The following is a 15,334-nucleotide window of genomic DNA, read 5'->3' on the forward strand; positions in this document are numbered from 1 at the left end:
GAAGGCGCGGAAGAGAAGGAGGGCCAGGTAAAGGGCGTGGCTGTAGCGCCAGGGGCGGCCCCGCTTGCCTTTGGGGGTGGGAGGGGCCACCTCCCGGGCCAGGCGCAGGCAGTGTTCCAGGACCTCCTTGGGGCTTGCCTCCCTGCGAAGGAAGCCTCGCTTGCCCATCAGGAGAGAGATATACACCCGTCCTCCTGACCTTTGCAAGGCAAGCCCACGGGATTACGCATGGGTGTAAAAAACCGTCAGCTTTTGTTTCCCCTGCTCTATGCTACACTCTTAGAGGCATGGGGGGCCATGGCCCCAGGGAGGGAGATGGATGAAAAGGACGTGGCAACCCAACCGCAGGAAACGGGCCAAAACCCACGGCTTTCGGGCCAGGATGAGGACCCCGGGCGGCCGGAAGGTGCTGAAGCGCCGCCGTCAGAAGGGGCGCTGGCGCCTCACGCCCGCCGTTCGGAAGCGGTAGGCCCCAAGCCCCCCGCCCCGGGGGGCAAGCTTCTTTCCCTCAAAGGCGACCGGGCCTTCCAGAGGCTCCGCAAGGGCAGGGCGGGGCGGGGGCGGTACGTCTCGGTGAAGTGGCTTCCCGCCGCCGAGCTCCGCGTGGGCATCGTGGTCTCCAAGAAGGTGGGCAAGGCGGTGGTGCGCAACAAGGTCAAGCGCCGCCTCCGGGAGATCCTCCGCCGCCTCCACCTGCCCCAAGCCCACCTCTTGGTGGTGGCGAGCCCTGAGGCCCGGGAGGCGGACTTCGCCGAGCTCTTCCGGGACGTGGTGAGGGCCTTGCGCAAGAGCGGGTTGGTACAATAGCGGCGTGCGCGAGGTGCTGATCCTCCTCATCCGCTTCTACCGCCGTTTTCTCTCTCCCCTGAAGCCCAGGACCTGCCGCTTCCACCCCACCTGTTCCGCCTACGCCCTCGAGGCCCTGGAGCGCCACGGGGCCTTCTGGGGAAGCTATCTCGCCGTGCGGCGGGTCCTCCGCTGCCACCCCTGGAACCCGGGCGGGCTGGACCCGGTGCCCGTCCTCTTCCCCCCGGGGAAGGTCCGGGGAGGTGCGGAATGAAAAGGCTCCTTGCGGCCTTCCTCCTCCTTCTCCCCGCCCTCGCCCTGGAGGTGGGGTTTAAGGACGCGGACGTCAACGGGGACGGCACCCCGGAAAAGGTTGCTGTCACCAACCTTATGGACCTGGCCTTTAACGCAAAGGGCGAGGTGGTGGGTTGGTACGTGAAGACCTACAAGGGCACCGCCATCGGGGACTACACCCGGGCGCCCAACCTGTCCGGCAATGGTCCCGTGGTGGCCCCCCAGGGCTTCACCCCCCAAAGGGCCGAGTTCCTGGTGGAAAACGGCCGCCTCCTGGCCCGCTTCCAAGGCCCCCAGGGGACCCTCACCTACCGCATCGCCAAGGGGCGCTACACGGTGGAGGTGGCGGCGGACTTCCCCCTAACCCTGAAGCTCTCCGCCCAGGGAACCCCCAAGGTGCTCCTCGAGGGCCAAGGGGAACCCTTGCCCAGCGGGGAAGGCCCCATCCGCTACCTGGCCTGGCAGACTAAGCCCAAGGCGGGCTACGCCCTGGTGGCCTTCGCCGACCAGCCCCTTCCGGGCAAGCTGGTGGGCAAGGAGGGGGAGGTGGCCCTTGCCCCCGGGCAAACCCTCCGGCTCTACGGCGGCCAGAACGAGCTGGTGCGCCTGCACGTGGAAGGGCTCCTTTCCCTTCCCGGCCTCTTCAGCCCCAACCTCTGGGGCCAGCTTTCCTTAGGCCTCCTCTGGATCATGGAGGCGGCCTACCGCTTCACCGGAAACTGGGGCCTCGCCATCCTCTTCCTGACCCTGGTGGTGCGCCTCCTCCTTTGGCCCCTCATGCACCAGCAGTTCAAGAGCATGGCGGAAATCCAGCGCCTCCAGCCCCTCATCCAGAAGATCAACGAGAAATACAAGGACGACCCCAACAAGCGGGCGGAGGCCACCATGAAGCTCTACCAGGAGCACAAGGTCAACCCCGCCGCCGGCTGCCTCCCCCTCCTCATCCAGATGCCCATCCTCTTCATCCTCTGGAAAGTGATCGCCAACTACGAGTTCGGCCAGGGCTTCCTCTGGATCCCCGACCTCGCCCTCCCTGACCCCTACTACATCCTCCCCATTCTCTACGTGGCCAGCACCTTCCTCTCCACTTGGCTCTCCGCCCACGGGAACCGGGACCTCATCCGGCAAAGCCTTTTCATGAACCTCATCTTCGTCTTCCTGGTCCTCCAGTTCCCCTCGGGGGTCACCCTCTACTGGGTTTTCTCCACCCTCATCGGCCTCGTACAGCAGTGGCTCATCAACAAAAGCCTGGCCCCCTTAAGGCGTAAACTGGGGGCATGGACGAGCGCAAGAAGAGCATTGACGAGCTCCTCTCCGACCTCGGGGTCCTCGAGGAGGCCCCGGTGGAGGTGGGGCTCAAGGAATCGGGAACCCCCGAGGCCCAAGGGGATCCCAGGGCCTTCCTGGAGGAGTTCCTCGGGGGCCTCCTCCTCCTTCTGGACCCCGGCCACCGTCTGGAGGTGCGGGTGGAAGGGGAGACCCTCAAGGCCGAGGTCAAGGGAGGGGATCTGGGCCGCTTCATCGGAAAGGAGGGACGGACCCTAAGGGCCGTGGAGCACCTGGCCCGGGTGGTCCTGGCCCGGCGCTTTGGCACCGGCTACCGCCTCGTTCTGGACGCGGCGGGGTACAGAAGCCGGGCAGAGGCCCGGATCCGCCGCCTCGCCGAGGAGGCGGCCCTCACCGTGGCCATGACCGGGGAACCCCTCCACCTCCCCCCATGCCCCCCGGGGAGCGGCGGATCGTGCACATGCTCCTCAAAAACCACCCCCGGGTCACCACGGAAAGCCAAGGGGAAGGGGAGGAGCGGCACGTGGTGGTCTACCCCAGGCGCGAGGCCCAAGGCTGAGGGCCCGAGGCCATGCCGGAGGCCCCGGGGGATACGCCGCTCGCCCTGGACCTGCTCCGCCGCCTGAGGCGGGCCCTCGGCGCCGCCGGGCTTCCCGAGCTCGAGGCCTGGGACCTCCTCGCTGCGGCCACGGGCTGGCCCCGAAAGGCCCTATATGGCCGCCTCACCTCCCCCTGCCCCAAGAGGCCCTTGACCGGGCCGAGGCGCTCCTCAAGCGACGCCTCCAGGGCTACCCCCTCCAGTACCTGGTGGGGGAGGTGGAGTTCTTCGGCCTGCCCCTGCGGGTGGAGGAAGGGGTCCTCATCCCCCGCCCCGAGACGGAAGGGCTGGTGGAGCTCGCCCTAGGCCTCCCCCTGCCCCCCGCCCCCCGGATCCTGGACGTGGGCACGGGGACGGGGGCCATCGCCCTGGCCCTGAAGCGGGCCCTGCCCGAGGCGGAGGTCTACGCCACGGAGGTGGACCCCAAGGCCCTCGCCCTCGCCCGGGAGAACGCCGAGCGGCTGGGCCTCGCCGTGGCCTTCCTTCCGGCGCCATTCACCGGGGGCCTTAAGGACCTGGACCTGGTGGTCTCCAACCCCCCCTACCTCCCCGAGGCCTACCGGGAAAAGGCCCCGAGGGAGCTCGGCTACGAAAGCCCCCTGGCCCTCTACGCCGGGCCGGAAGGCCTCTCGGTGGCCCGCCCCCTGGCGGAGGAGGCCCGCCGATCCCTGAAGCCCGGGGGGTACCTCCTCCTGGAACTCGCCCCGGAAAACGTCCACCTCCTCGCCCGGGAGCTCCGGGAAAAAGGCTGGAAGGAGGTGGCGGTCCTACCGGACCTCGCGGGTCGGGACCGGTACCTCCGGGCCCGGAGGCCCACCGAGGAGGCGGAAGGCGAGGAGGGGCGGCTCCACCGTCCACACCTCCCCTAGGGCCACCACCCCCACCCGGACCACCCCGGACCGCCCCCGGAGGAGGAGGAGGCCCTGGGCCAGGTCCGTCTCCGTGGGGAAGCGGGCGTACTCCGGGGGCACGCCCTCCTCCAGAAGGCGCTTCCGGACCCGTTCCCCCACCTCCAGGAGGACGGCCCGGGCCCGGGGCTCCCCCGTGTTGAGGAAGGTGGCGCTGGCGAGAACCTCCCCCGCGGGCCACAGGCGCTTTTCCGGGTAAAAGCGGGCCCGGACGAGGAGGACGCCGTCCTCGTACCCCGCCCCTTCCAGGACGGCAAGCCCCGGGCCCTTGGCCCCGCCGAGAAGCCGCGCGCCCTTGAAGCCCAGGAGGAGGGCCCGTCTCCGGGCCATTTCCTCCAGCGCCACGGGGCCCTCCTCCGGGCCCAGGCGCACCTCCCCCAGGTAGAGCCCCTGGCTCAGGCGGGCGAGGCCTTCCGCAAGCTGGCCCTTCTGCCCCTCCAGCACCCGGGCCTGGACGAGGAGGCCCTGGACCCGCCTCTCCTCCTCGGCGAGCTCCTGGCGTACCCGGGCCAGGGCCTCCCGGAGCCGGGAGGCTTCCTCCTCCAGAACCTCCCGGGAGCGCCTTAAGTCCAACACCCGTCCCTGGAGGGCCACGAGGTCGGCCTCGAGCCGCTCCCTCTCCCCCAGGAGGGCTTCCCGCTCCTTTCGGGCCTGCGCCAGCTCCGCCTCGGCCTCCCGCAGCCTGGCCTCAAGGGCCAGGAGGGCCTCCTCCTTGGCCTTCACCTCCGCCTCGCGGGCGCGCAAGGCCTCCTCCAAGGCCTTCCCCCGGGCCTCGAGGCGGGCCACCTCCTCCCGGAGGGCGGCAAGCTCCCGGGAGGCCGCCTCCCTTAGCCCCTCCACCCGCTCCAGGGCCTGAAGGAGGGCGCCCCGCTCCCCGCGCAGGGCGTTGACCTCGGCGAGGGCCCGGGCGGCCTCCGCCTCCAGGGCCGCCCTTTGCTCCTTGAGCCGGTCCCGCTCGGCCCGGATGGCCTCCGCCTGGAGGATCACCTCCCGGGCGTCCCGGAAGACCAGGAGGAAGCCTAGGTAGCTCAAGAGGGCGATGCCCACCCCGGTGAAGACGGCGACCAGGGTGGCCGTCTGGCGGGGCCTCAGGCCGAAGAGGCGGTAGTGCCGCTTCCCCGCCCACTTGGCCACCTTGTCCCCCAGGTAGGCCACCAAGGCCGAGAGGAAGAGGACGAGGAAGAGGAGGGCCCAGAAGGTCATGGCTAGAGCTCGTAGTCCTCGCCCAGGTAGTGGCGCCTCACCCCCTGGTCCTTGGCGAAGGTCTCCGGGTCCCCATGGAAGAGGACCTGGCCGTCGTACATCAGGTAAACCCGGTCGGTGATGGCCAGGGTCTCCCTCACGGCGTGGTCGGTGATGAAGACCCCCACGCCGCGCCTTTCCCGAAGCTCAGCGATCACCTTCTGGATCTCCCGGACGTTCTTGGGATCCACCCCGGTGAAGGGCTCGTCCAAAAGGAGGAAGTCGGGGTCGGTGGCGAGGGCCCGGGCGATCTCCAGCCTGCGCCTTTCCCCCCCGGAGAGGCTGTAGGCCATCCGGTCCCGCAGGTGGTAGATGGAAAGCTCCTCCAAAAGGGCCTTGGCCTTCTCCAGGCGCTCCTTTTTGGAAAGGGGCTGGAACTCCAAGACGGCGAGGAGGTTCTCCAAGGCGGTCATCCGCCGGAAGGCGCTGGGCTCCTGGGGCAAATACCCCAGGCCGAGCCGGGCCCTTTTGTACATGGGGAGGGCGGTGATCTCCTGGCCCTTGAGGTAGATCTGCCCCCCCGTGGGCCTAATAAAGCCCACCACCATATAGAAGGTGGTGGTCTTCCCCGCCCCGTTGGGGCCGAAGAGGGCCACGATCTCGCCCCGCCTGAGGGCGAGGTCCACGCCCCGGACCACCTCCTTGGGGCCGTAGCGCTTGCGCAAACCCTGGGCGCGAAGCTCCCCGTCCATTGCCCCTTAGGCTACGGGGCAACCTTTAGCCCCGGGTGAGATAATGGGCGAGGTATGGTGGTGACCCGCATCGCGCCAAGCCCCACGGGCGACCCCCACGTGGGCACGGCCTACATCGCCCTTTTCAACTACGCCTGGGCCCGGAAGAACGGGGGGCGCTTCATCGTGCGCATCGAGGACACGGACCGGGCCCGCTACGTCCCCGGGGCCGAGGAAAGGATCCTCGCCGCCTTAAAGTGGCTCGGCCTCTCCTACGACGAGGGCCCCGACGTGGGCGGCCCCCACGGGCCCTACCGCCAGTCGGAACGGCTTCCCCTCTACCAAAAGTACGCCGAGGAGCTCCTCAAGCGGGGGTGGGCCTACCGGGCCTTTGAGACCCCGGAGGAGTTGGAAAGGATCCGCAAGGAGAAGGGAGGCTACGACGGGAGGGCCCGGAACATCCCCCCTGAGGAGGCGGAGGCGCGGGCGAGGCGGGGCGAGCCCCACGTGATCCGCCTCAAGGTGCCCCGCCCCGGGACCACGGAGGTCAAGGACGAGCTCAGGGGGGTGGTGGTCTACGACAACCAGGAGATCCCCGACGTGGTCCTCCTCAAGTCCGACGGCTACCCCACCTACCACCTGGCCAACGTGGTGGACGACCACCTCATGGGGGTCACGGACGTGATCCGGGCGGAGGAGTGGCTCGTCTCCACCCCCATCCACGTCCTCCTCTACCGGGCCTTCGGCTGGGAGGCGCCCCGGTTTTACCACATGCCCCTCCTGCGCAACCCCGACAAGACCAAGATCTCCAAGCGGAAAAGCCACACCTCCCTGGAGTGGTACAAGGCCGAGGGGTTTTTGCCTGAGGCTTTGCGCAACTACCTCTGCCTCATGGGGTTCTCCATGCCCGACGGGCGGGAGATCTTCACCCTCGAGGAGTTCATCCAGGCCTTCACCTGGGAAAGGGTCTCCCTGGGGGGCCCGTCTTTGACCTGGAAAAGCTCCGCTGGATGAACGGGAAGTACATCCGGGAGGTGCTCTCCCTGGAGGAGGTGGCGGAGAGGGTCAAGCCCTTCCTCCGGGAGGCGGGGCTTTCCTGGGAAAGCGAGGCCTACCTGAGGCGGGCGGTGGAGCTCATGCGCCCCCGGTTTGACACCCTGAAGGAGTTCCCGGAGAAGGCCCGCTACCTCTTCACCGAGGACTACCCCATGGCGGAGAAGGCCCAGAGGAAGCTGGAAGAGGGGCTTCCCCTCCTCAAGGAGCTCTACCCCCGCCTAAGGGCCCAGGAGGAGTGGACCGAGGCCGCCCTCGAGGCCCTCCTCCGGGGCTTCGCCGCGGAGAAGGGGGTCAAGCTCGGCCAGGTGGCCCAGCCCCTCCGGGCCGCCCTCACGGGGAGCCTGGAGACCCCGGGGCTTTTTGAGATCCTGACCCTCCTCGGGAAGGAGCGGGCGCTCAGGCGCTTGGAGCGGGCCCTCGCCTAGGGGTATACTGGACGCCATGAGACGGCTTCTCGTTGTCCTTCTCGCCCTTTTTGGCCTCGCCTCGGCCCAAGGCGCCATCGGGATGCGCTTCGGCTACGGGGAAGGCCTCGGCCTCACCTTCGGGGCCGGGATGGAGAACCGCCTACGGCAGAACCTCTCGGGCCGCCTCGCCGCCGAACTCGCCCCCGCCGCCCCAGGGGTGGCCCTGGAGGCCCTCCTCCTCTTCAAGCCTGACCTGGGGCAGTACGACCCCACCCTCAAAGGCCTCCTTCCCTACCTGGGCGGGGGGCTTAGCGGGGTGGTGGGGCCTAACCCCACCTTGGGCGTGGGGCTGGTGGCGGGCCTCGAGGGCCTCCTGGACCCCACCACCGGCCTCTTCGCCGAGGCGGCCTACGTCTACGGCTTCGCCGGCTTCCCCAAGGTGGGGCGCTTTGCCTTCGGGGTGAACTTCCGGTAATGGGCCTCTTTGACCGGCTCAGGGCGGGCCTCGCCAAGACCCGGGAAAGGCTCCTCAAGGCCATCCCCTGGGGCGGCGACCCCGAGGAGGTCCTGGAGGAGCTGGAGATGGCCCTCCTCGCCGCCGACGTGGGGGTGGCGGCCACGGAGGAGCTCCTCAAGGAGGTGCGGGCCTCGGGGCGGCGGGACCTGAAAGAGGTGGTGAAGGAGAAGCTCGTCCAGATGCTGGAGCCGGACGAGCGGCGGGCCACACTGAGGAAGCTCGGCTTCCGTCCCCAGAAGCTCCGCCCCGTGGAGCCTAAGGGGCACGTGGTGATGGTGGTGGGGGTGAACGGGGTGGGCAAGACCACCACCATCGCCAAGCTGGGCCGCCTCTACCAGGGCCTCGGCAAGAAGGTCCTCTTCTGCGCCGGGGACACCTTCCGCGCCGCAGGGGGAGCCCAGCTCGCGGAGTGGGGGAAGCGCCTCGGGATCCCGGTGATCCAGGGCCCCGAGGGGGCGGACCCCGCCGCCCTCGCCTTTGACGCCGCCCAGGCCCGCAAAGCCCGGGGCCTGGACCTCCTCTTCGTGGACACCGCGGGCCGCCTCCACACCAAGCAGGGCCTCATGGAGGAGCTCAAGAAGGTGAAGCGGGCCATCGCCAAAGCGGACCCCGGGGAGCCGGGGGAGGTGTGGCTCGTGCTGGACGCCGTCACCGGGCAGAACGGCCTGGAGCAGGCCAAGCGCTTCCACGAGGCCGTGGGCCTCACCGGGGTCATCGTCACCAAGCTGGACGGGACGGCCAAGGGCGGGGTCCTGGTCCCCATCGTCCGCACCCTAAAGGTGCCCATCCGCTTCATCGGCGTGGGGGAAGGCCCGGACGACCTCCAGCCCTTTGACGCCGAGGCCTTCGTGGAGGCCCTTCTCGAGGCCTGAGCGCCCGCGCGTGGGTTTCGCCACAGGGGACGCCCGAAGGCCTCCCACCTAAACCCCGTCAAGCCCGGTATGCTGGAGGCCGTGGAGCGAAAGACCCTCTACCTGGCCTTCGCCTGGGTGGTGGCCCTGGTGGCCACCCTGGGCAGCCTCTACTACTCCGAGGTGCGCCTCTTCCTGCCCTGCGAGCTCTGCTGGTACCAGCGGATCTTCATGTACCCCCAGGCGGTGATCCTGGGCCTCGCCCTCTGGCGGCAGGACTTCGGCGTCTGGCCCTACAGCCTCGCCCTCTCCCTGATCGGAGGGAGCATCAGCGCCCTTCACCTCACCCAGCTTTGGTTCCCGGGCCTCTTCCCCCTGGCCTGCAAGCCCCCCGTGCCCTGCAGCGTGGAGTACATCCCCCAGTTCCCCATTCCCCTCCAGGCCTTCATCGCTTTCGCCCTCATCGCCCTCGCCATGGGTCTTCTCGCCCGCCAGGCCCGAGGTGAAAGGCGTTGAGGAAGAGGGGAAGCGCCCGCCCCTTCTCCTCCTGGGCCCGCAAGGCCTCCTCAAAAGCCCAGGGCTCCATGAGGAAGGGAGGGAGACGGAGCCAGCCCAGGTAATACTCCCCCGCCTGGCCCGGGCAAAGGAGGCGGGCCCGCTCCTCGGGGAAGAGGAGGCGCTCAAAGGCCTCGGGGTCCGCCAGGTAAGGGCTGTCCCGGAGGGGGTGGAGGTGCTCCCGGAGGCGGAGGGGGTCCGTCCAAAAGCCGTAGCGGAGCCTCCGGTCCAAGGCCTCGAGCTCCCGGAAGCGGCGGGTCCGGGCGAGCTCCAGGCGCTTTAGGCGGAGGCGGGCGTACTGGGCGAGGGTGAGGATCTCCCGGGAAAGCCCCGAGGCCACGAGGAGCCTCGAGGCCATGACGTAGTCCTGGTACTCCCGGTAGGGATCCATGGGATGAGGATGCCACGACCCAAGGGGTAGGATGGTGCCATGGACCGCAAGGGCTGGGTGATGCGGGCGGTGGAGGCCTTGCGCCACGCCACCTTCAAAGAGATCCAGCGCTACCTGGACGAGGAAGGGGAGCCCTTCTCCCGTAAGGAGCTTGAGGACACCCTAAAGGCCCTGGTGGCGGAGGGGCTTTTGGAGGAGAAGGAGGGCACCTACCGCCCCGCCCGAAGAAAGGGGAGCAAGGAGGCCTTTGACCGGCTCTTCAGGAATTAGCGGGAGTAGTTGGGGGCCTCCTTGACCACGACCACGTCGTGGGGGTGGCTCTCAATGAGCCCCGCCATGGTCATGCGCACGAAGCGGGCCTTCTTGCGGAAGGTCTCGATGTCCGGCGCCCCCACGTACCCCATGGCGCTCCGCAAGCCCCCCACGATCTGGTAGAGGACGTCGGCCACGGGGCCCTTGTAGGGCACCATTCCCTCAATCCCCTCGGGAACGAGCTTCTTGGCCTCGGTCTCCCCTTTATCGGGGTCTTGGAAGTAGCGGTCAGCAGAGCCCTGCCGCATGGCCCCCAGGGAGCCCATGCCCCGGTAGAGCTTGTAGCGGCGCCCGTCCTTTAAGACCTCCTCCCCCGGGGCCTCGTCCGTGCCCGCCAGCATGCTGCCGAGCATCACCGCGTGGGCCCCGGCGGCGATGGCCTTGGCCACATCCCCGTGTACTTGATCCCCCCGTCGGCGATCACGGGCACGTCCAGGTCCTTAACCCCGGCCACCGCCTGGAGGATGGCGGTGATCTGGGGCACCCCCACCCCGGTCACCACCCGGGTGGTGCAGATGGACCCCGGGCCGATCCCCACCTTCACCGCATCCGCCCCCCGCTCGGCCAGGGCCCTTGCCCCTTCCCGGGTGGCCACGTTCCCGGCGATGACCTCCACCCTCTCGCCGAAGGTCTCCTTGAGGTAAACGAGGGCCTCCAGGATCCCCTTGGAGTGGCCGTGGGCGGAGTCCAGGACGAGGACGTCCACCCCCGCCTCCACCAGAGCCTGGGCCCTTTCGGGAAGGTCCTTGGAAGCCCCCACCGCCGCCCCCACGAGGAGCCTTCCCTGGGCGTCCTTGACGGCGTTCGGGTACTGGCGCCGCTTGACGATGTCCTTCAAGGTGATGAGCCCCTTGAGCCGCCCCGACTCGTCCACCAGGGGAAGTTTCTCCACCTTGTGCCGCCTGAGGATCTCCTCCGCCTCCTCCAAGGTGGTGCCGGGGCGGGCGGTGACGAGGCGCTCCACCGGGGTCATCACCTCGGTCACGGGCCGCTTGAGGTCCCGCTCAAAGCGGAGGTCCCGGTTCGTCACCAGGCCCAGAAGCCTCCCGTACACGTCCACCACGGGCAGCCCCCCGATGCGGTACTCCCGCATGAGGCGCTCGGCGTCCTCCAGGGTGGCCGTGGGAGGAAGGGTTACAGGGTCCTGGATCATCCCCGCCTCGGAGCGCTTCACCTTGCGCACCATGGCCGCCTGGGCCTCAATGGAGAGGTTCTTGTGGATCACCCCAAGCCCCCCCTCCCGGGCCATGGCGATGGCCATCTCCGCCTCGGTCACCGTGTCCATGGCGGCGGAAAGGATGGGGATGTTGAGGAAAAGGCGCTTGGTGAGCCGCGTCCTTACAGAAACCTCCTTGGGCAGGACCTCAGAGTAGTCGGGAAGGAGAAGTACGTCGTCAAAGGTGAGCCCCTCGTAGAGGATCTTCCCCTCGTCCATACTCTCTAGTGTACGCCTTTCCCGGGCGGCGGTCCACCTTGTTACGCATTTCTCATGTTGGCCGGGTATCCTCCGGGCAAAGACAGGGGCGCCCGTGGGCTAGACTAAGGGCAGACCCTTGCGCGTACGGGTTAAGGAGGCAAGATGCGGTTCTTCGTGCTGGGAGACGTTTCCGTGGACCTGCTTTTCTTCCTGGAGCGCATCCCCGAGCCAGGGGAGGAGGTGCCCTCGAGGCGGGCCTTGATGAAGCCAGGCGGGGCCGGGGGAACCTTGGCGGCCCAGCTCGCAAGCCTAGGCCACCGGGTCTTCCTGGCGGGCCGGGTGGGGAAGGACCCCTTCGCCGAGCTCGCCCTAAGCCGGGTGCGGGAGGCGGGGGTGGACCTCCGGTACCTCCAGGAGGATCTGGAGCACACCACAAGCTCCGTCCTCATCCTGGTGGTGCCCGGGGGGAGAGGGCCATGGTGAGCGCCGAGGGGGCGAGCCGCTACCTGGATCCCGCCCTCTTCAAGCCCCGCTTCCTGGACCAGGTGGACGCCGTGGTCCTCTCCGCCTACGCCCTGGTGGGCGGGCCTTCCCGGAGCTACGCCGCCGAGGTCCTGGAGGCGGCGCGAAGGCGGGAGCTTCCCGTTTTCGCCGACCTCGGGGCCGGGGCGGTGCGGGCCGCAGGAAAGGAACTTCTCAAGCACCTTCGGGGGGTGAGCTGGCTCCTCATGAACGAGGGGGAGCTCAAAACCCTCACCGGTGCCTCCTCCATCTCCCAGGGGGTGGCAAGGCTCCGCCAGGAGGGGTTCCAACGCCTCGCCGTCAAGGTGGGGGCCATGGGCTCCATCGTGGTCACCCCGGAAGGGGAGGAGCTTCTAGAGCCCTTCCCCATAGAGGACATCGTGGACTCCACCGGGGCGGGGGACGCCTACACCGCCGCCTTCGCCCACGCCATCCTGGAGGGCAAAAGCCCCGTGGAGGCGGGCCGGCTTGCCAACCTGGCGGGCGCTTTAGCCGCCACCGCCATCGGAGCCCAGGGACGGCTCGTCACCCTAGAGGACCTCAAAGTAGCGGCGGGCTAGGGCGAGGAAGGCCAGCCCCGCCTTCCCGCTCTTCTCGGGGTGGAACTGGGGCGCAAGAAGGTTTTCCTTGGCGAGGAGGGCGGTGAAGGGGGTGCCCTCGTACTCCCCCTTCCCTAGGGAGTAGGGGGTGAGGGGGCCGTAGTAGGAGTTGGCGAAGTAAAAGTGGCGCCCCGTAAGGGGGGCAAAGGGCCCGCCGAACTCTAGGGCGTTCCAGCCCATCTGGGGGACCCGGCCTCCAGAGAAGCGCCGCACCTCCCCGGGCACGAGGCCAAGCCCCCTCACCCCTGGGGCCTCTTCGCTTCCCTCATAGAGGACCTGCATCCCCACGCAGATACCGAGGAAGGGAAGGCCCCTCTCCAGGTGGTGGAGAACCCGCTCCACAAAGCCGCTCCCCTGGAAGGCCCGCATGACCTGGCCGAAGTGCCCCTGCCCGGGCAGCACCAGGAGGTCGGCCTCGGGGTAGGCCTGGGGATGGGAGGCCACCCAGACGGTGAAGCCGGTGGCCTCGAGGGCCTTGGCGGCGCTTCTAAGGTTTCCCGAGCCGTAGTCAATAACGAGCGCCTTCATCTTCCCTCCGCTTGGGGACCGCATGGGGTTCCAGGGCCTTTTTCCCCACTTTGACGGCGAAACCTTCCGTATCGGACATTTTCCCCGGGGCTCCCATCCTGAGATACGTCAGGATGGGGCGGTGTCATAACACTCCCTTGGTGCTGGGCACCCCCTCCCCCGTGCGCCGGGTGGCCCGGTGGAGGGCCCGGGCCAAAGCCTTGAAGCTGGCCTCCACCACGTGGTGGGCCTCCCTCCCCGAAAGGAGCCTAAGGTGGAGGGTGAGCCGGCCATGGTTCACCAGGCCCCGCAGGAACTCCCGCAGGTGGTAGTGGTTCACCCCCCCCGCCTCCCCCACCACGGGCCATTCCTCGGGGCGGTACTCCAGGTGGGGCCTTCCCGAAAGGTCCAAGACGCAAAGCACCAACGTCTCGTCCATGGGAGCGAAGGCCTCGGCGTAGCGCTCCAGGCCCACCCCCTCCCCCAGGGCCTCCTTCAAGGCCATCCCCAGAGCGATGCCCACGTCCTCCACGAGGTGGTGCACGTCCACCTCGAGGTCCCCCCTGGCCTCCACCTCTAAAAGAAAGCGGCCGTGGCGCTGGAGCTGGAGGAGCATGTGGTCCAGGAAGGGGAGGCCCGTGTCCACCTTCCCCCCGGTGGGCCCGTCCAGGCCTAGGCGGAGCCGCACCCAGGTCTCCGCCGTGGCCCGTTCCACCAATGCCTCACGCATAGGCCACCCCGAAAGCCGCCCTTAAAAAAGCGTCCATCTCCTCCTTTAGGCCCACGGTCACCCGGAGGCACCCTTCGAGCCCCGGGTAGCGGTCCTGCCGGCGCACCAGGACGCCCTGGGAAAGGAGGTGGCGGAAGGCCTCCTCTGCATCCGGGGTCCTGACCAGGAGGAAGTTGGTGTGGCTCGGGTAGGGACGCCAGGTGGGGTGGGCGAGGAGCTCCCGGTAGACCCGCTCCCTCTGGGCCACCACCTCCCCCACCACCTTCTCCACGTAGCCCGGATTTTCCAAGATCACCTCCAGGATGGCCCCGGTGTGGGCGGGGAGCACGAAGGGGGGAAGCACCTCCCGCACCACCGCCGCCACCTCCGGGCTTCCCAGGAGGTACCCGGCGCGGACCCCCCCCAAGGAGAAGGCCTTGGAGAAGGTGCGAAGCAGGGCCACGTGGGGGTTTTCCCGGGCGAGGTGGCTAAAGTCCGTCCCGGCGAACTCCCGGTAGGCCTCGTCCACCACCAGAAGACCCCCCACCTCCCTGGCCCGCTCCGCCAGGGCCCTCAAGGCCTCCTCCGGGAAGAGGGTCCCCGTGGGGGCGTGGGGGTTAGGGAGGAAGAGGAGCCCGCCCCGGAAGGCCCGAAGGAGCTCCTCCAGGGGCAGGGCGAAACCCTCCCCCAAGGGCACCGCCCGGTAGGGCGTCCCCGCCACCTTGGCGGCGTGGGCATAGTGGGGGAAGGAGGGGGAAAGGTCCAGAACCTCCTCCGCCGCCAGGGCCAAGGCCAGGATGAGGAGGTTGGAGCCGGGAGCGAAAACGATCCCCTCCTCGGGCCAGTTCAAAAGGGCGGCAAGCCTTTTCCGTAGCGTTTCGGCGTGGATCTCGGGGTAGCGGTTCCAAGGAAGCGCCCGAAGCCGCTTTAAAGCCTCCTCCTTAAGGACCTCGGGAAGGTCAAAGGGGCTTTCGTTCTGGTCCAGCTTTACCGGGGCCTCTTCCCTTTTGTAGGGGTAAGGGGCGAGGCCCCGAAGGTGCGCCTTGAAGGCCCGCATGCCCCGAGTATAGGGGGCCTTAGCGCCAGGAGACCACCCTGTCCATGGGCAGGCGGTGGGAGGGGTAGCCCTCCTCGGCGGGGTAACCCAAGGGCAGAAGGGCGGGGATGGCCACGTGCTTGGGAAACCCCAGGAGCTCCTTCACCCGCTCCGGGTCAAAGCCCAGCATGGGGACGCTCCCCAGACCGTGGGCCTCCAGAAGCAAAAGAAGGTAGCCCAGGAGGATGTAGCTTTGGCCGGCCGCCCACCGGGCCCTTTCCTCAGGGGTCATGGCGGCGAAGGCCCTTTGGATAGCTGCTTTCTGGGCCTCCCTTTTCTCCCCCTGGACCCCAGGATGGATGACCTCGTCCAGATGGGCTAGGGCGTCCTCGAGGTCGGCGTAAAGGACCAGGACCACGGGGGCCTCCTCCACCTGCGCCTGGCCGAAGGCGGCCTCCCTAAGGGCCTTCTTCAGGGCAGGGTCCCGCACCACCACGACCCGCCAGGGCTGGAGGTTCCAGGCGGAGGGCGCCCGGAGGGCGGCCTCGAGGATTTCCCGAAGAAGCCCTTCGGGCACGGGGTCCTTCCGGTAACGCCGGATGGAGCGCCTCTTTAGGGCCGCCGTCTTCGCGTCCAAAACGGGAAGGGTCGCCTCCATACCTGGGGAAG

General features: G+C 68.6%; 14 protein-coding genes and 6 pseudogenes. 12 read left to right on the forward strand and 8 right to left on the reverse strand.

From position 1 onward, the window contains the following. Positions 1–319 precede the first annotated feature (319 nt). The 6 genes and pseudogenes from rpmH (at position 320) to prmC (ending at position 3,834) form a co-directional block, all read left to right on the forward strand. Positions 320–469, forward strand: a complete 150-nt coding sequence (gene rpmH, locus AV541_RS08470) for a 50S ribosomal protein L34 (protein WP_011227941.1) — start codon at positions 320–322, stop codon at positions 467–469. After that, entirely contained in the window at positions 436–807 is a 372-nt protein-coding gene (gene rnpA, locus AV541_RS11190; RefSeq protein ID WP_081424933.1) for a ribonuclease P protein component, read from the forward strand. The genes rpmH and rnpA overlap by 34 nt, the downstream gene beginning before the upstream one ends. A 4-nt stretch (positions 808–811) precedes the next feature. Beyond that, entirely contained in the window at positions 812–1,060 is a 249-nt protein-coding gene (gene yidD, locus AV541_RS08480; RefSeq protein ID WP_011172533.1) for a membrane protein insertion efficiency factor YidD, read from the forward strand. Then, positions 1,057–2,343 (forward strand): annotated as a pseudogene (locus tag AV541_RS08485) (YidC/Oxa1 family membrane protein insertase); the annotation flags it as partial. The gene yidD and the pseudogene AV541_RS08485, both read left to right, overlap by 4 nt. A 14-nt stretch (positions 2,344–2,357) precedes the next feature. Further along, positions 2,358–2,926 (forward strand): annotated as a pseudogene (locus AV541_RS08490) (Jag family protein). Between the two features lie 12 nt (positions 2,927–2,938). Next, positions 2,939–3,834, forward strand: a pseudogene (gene prmC / locus AV541_RS08495) (peptide chain release factor N(5)-glutamine methyltransferase). Here the strand turns inward: prmC and AV541_RS08500 are convergent. Then, positions 3,733–5,076, reverse strand: a complete 1,344-nt coding sequence (locus AV541_RS08500) for a DUF3084 domain-containing protein (protein ID WP_060384692.1) — start codon at positions 5,074–5,076, stop codon at positions 3,733–3,735. The pseudogene prmC and the gene AV541_RS08500 overlap by 102 nt on opposite strands. A gap of 2 nt (positions 5,077–5,078) precedes the next feature. Beyond that, the gene (gene lptB / locus AV541_RS08505) at positions 5,079–5,807 is read right to left on the reverse strand and encodes an LPS export ABC transporter ATP-binding protein (RefSeq protein ID WP_060384693.1); all 729 of its coding nucleotides are present in this window, start codon (positions 5,805–5,807) and stop codon (positions 5,079–5,081) included. Between the two features lie 54 nt (positions 5,808–5,861). Here lptB and gltX point away from each other — a divergent pair. From gltX to AV541_RS08525, 4 genes and pseudogenes are all read left to right on the forward strand, one after another. Then, a pseudogene (gltX, locus tag AV541_RS08510) lies at positions 5,862–7,267 on the forward strand (glutamate--tRNA ligase). A gap of 16 nt (positions 7,268–7,283) precedes the next feature. Further along, positions 7,284–7,724: a hypothetical protein gene (locus tag AV541_RS08515; RefSeq protein WP_060384694.1), complete on the forward strand. Its 441-nt coding sequence runs from the start codon at positions 7,284–7,286 to the stop codon at positions 7,722–7,724. Then, complete coding sequence (gene ftsY / locus AV541_RS08520) at positions 7,724–8,638, forward strand: signal recognition particle-docking protein FtsY (protein WP_008631687.1); 915 nt, start codon at positions 7,724–7,726, stop codon at positions 8,636–8,638. The genes AV541_RS08515 and ftsY overlap by 1 nt, the downstream gene beginning before the upstream one ends. A gap of 69 nt (positions 8,639–8,707) precedes the next feature. Next, entirely contained in the window at positions 8,708–9,133 is a 426-nt protein-coding gene (locus AV541_RS08525) for a disulfide bond formation protein B (protein WP_008631686.1), read from the forward strand. On the opposite strand, the gene AV541_RS08530 is transcribed toward AV541_RS08525, so the two are convergent. Beyond that, complete coding sequence (locus AV541_RS08530) at positions 9,078–9,563, reverse strand: hypothetical protein (protein WP_038035140.1); 486 nt, start codon at positions 9,561–9,563, stop codon at positions 9,078–9,080. The two genes, AV541_RS08525 and AV541_RS08530, sit on opposite strands and share 56 nt — an antisense overlap. 39 nt (positions 9,564–9,602) lie before the next feature. Between AV541_RS08530 and AV541_RS08535 the strand changes: the two genes are divergently transcribed. Then, complete coding sequence (locus tag AV541_RS08535; protein WP_008631684.1) at positions 9,603–9,833, forward strand: hypothetical protein; 231 nt, start codon at positions 9,603–9,605, stop codon at positions 9,831–9,833. Here AV541_RS08535 and guaB read toward each other — a convergent pair. Continuing rightward, positions 9,830–11,310 (reverse strand): annotated as a pseudogene (guaB, locus tag AV541_RS08540) (IMP dehydrogenase). The gene AV541_RS08535 and the pseudogene guaB overlap by 4 nt on opposite strands. Before the next feature lie 144 nt (positions 11,311–11,454). Between guaB and AV541_RS08545 the strand changes: the two are divergent. After that, positions 11,455–12,374: pseudogene (locus AV541_RS08545) on the forward strand (carbohydrate kinase family protein). On the opposite strand, the gene hisH reads toward AV541_RS08545, so the two are convergent. The 4 genes from hisH to AV541_RS08565 all read right to left on the reverse strand — a co-directional run bounded on the left by hisH (position 12,345) and on the right by AV541_RS08565 (position 15,323). Continuing rightward, complete coding sequence (gene hisH / locus AV541_RS08550) at positions 12,345–12,941, reverse strand: imidazole glycerol phosphate synthase subunit HisH (protein ID WP_060384695.1); 597 nt, start codon at positions 12,939–12,941, stop codon at positions 12,345–12,347. The pseudogene AV541_RS08545 and the gene hisH sit on opposite strands and share 30 nt — an antisense overlap. Before the next feature lie 124 nt (positions 12,942–13,065). Then, positions 13,066–13,650: an imidazoleglycerol-phosphate dehydratase HisB gene (gene hisB / locus AV541_RS08555; protein WP_060384696.1), complete on the reverse strand. Its 585-nt coding sequence runs from the start codon at positions 13,648–13,650 to the stop codon at positions 13,066–13,068. Continuing rightward, on the reverse strand, positions 13,643–14,686 hold the full coding sequence (locus AV541_RS08560) for a pyridoxal phosphate-dependent aminotransferase (RefSeq protein ID WP_060384697.1): 1,044 nt from the start codon (positions 14,684–14,686) through the stop codon (positions 13,643–13,645). The genes hisB and AV541_RS08560 overlap by 8 nt, the downstream gene beginning before the upstream one ends. Positions 14,687–14,705: 19 nt before the next feature. Next, positions 14,706–15,323 carry a nitroreductase family protein gene (locus tag AV541_RS08565; RefSeq protein WP_038035137.1) on the reverse strand — a complete coding sequence of 206 codons (618 nt, stop codon included), beginning with the start codon at positions 15,321–15,323 and terminating at the stop codon, positions 14,706–14,708. Positions 15,324–15,334: the final 11 nt, after the last annotated feature.

The organism is Thermus parvatiensis, assembly GCF_001535545.1.
Lineage (GTDB): Bacteria > Deinococcota > Deinococci > Deinococcales > Thermaceae > Thermus > Thermus parvatiensis.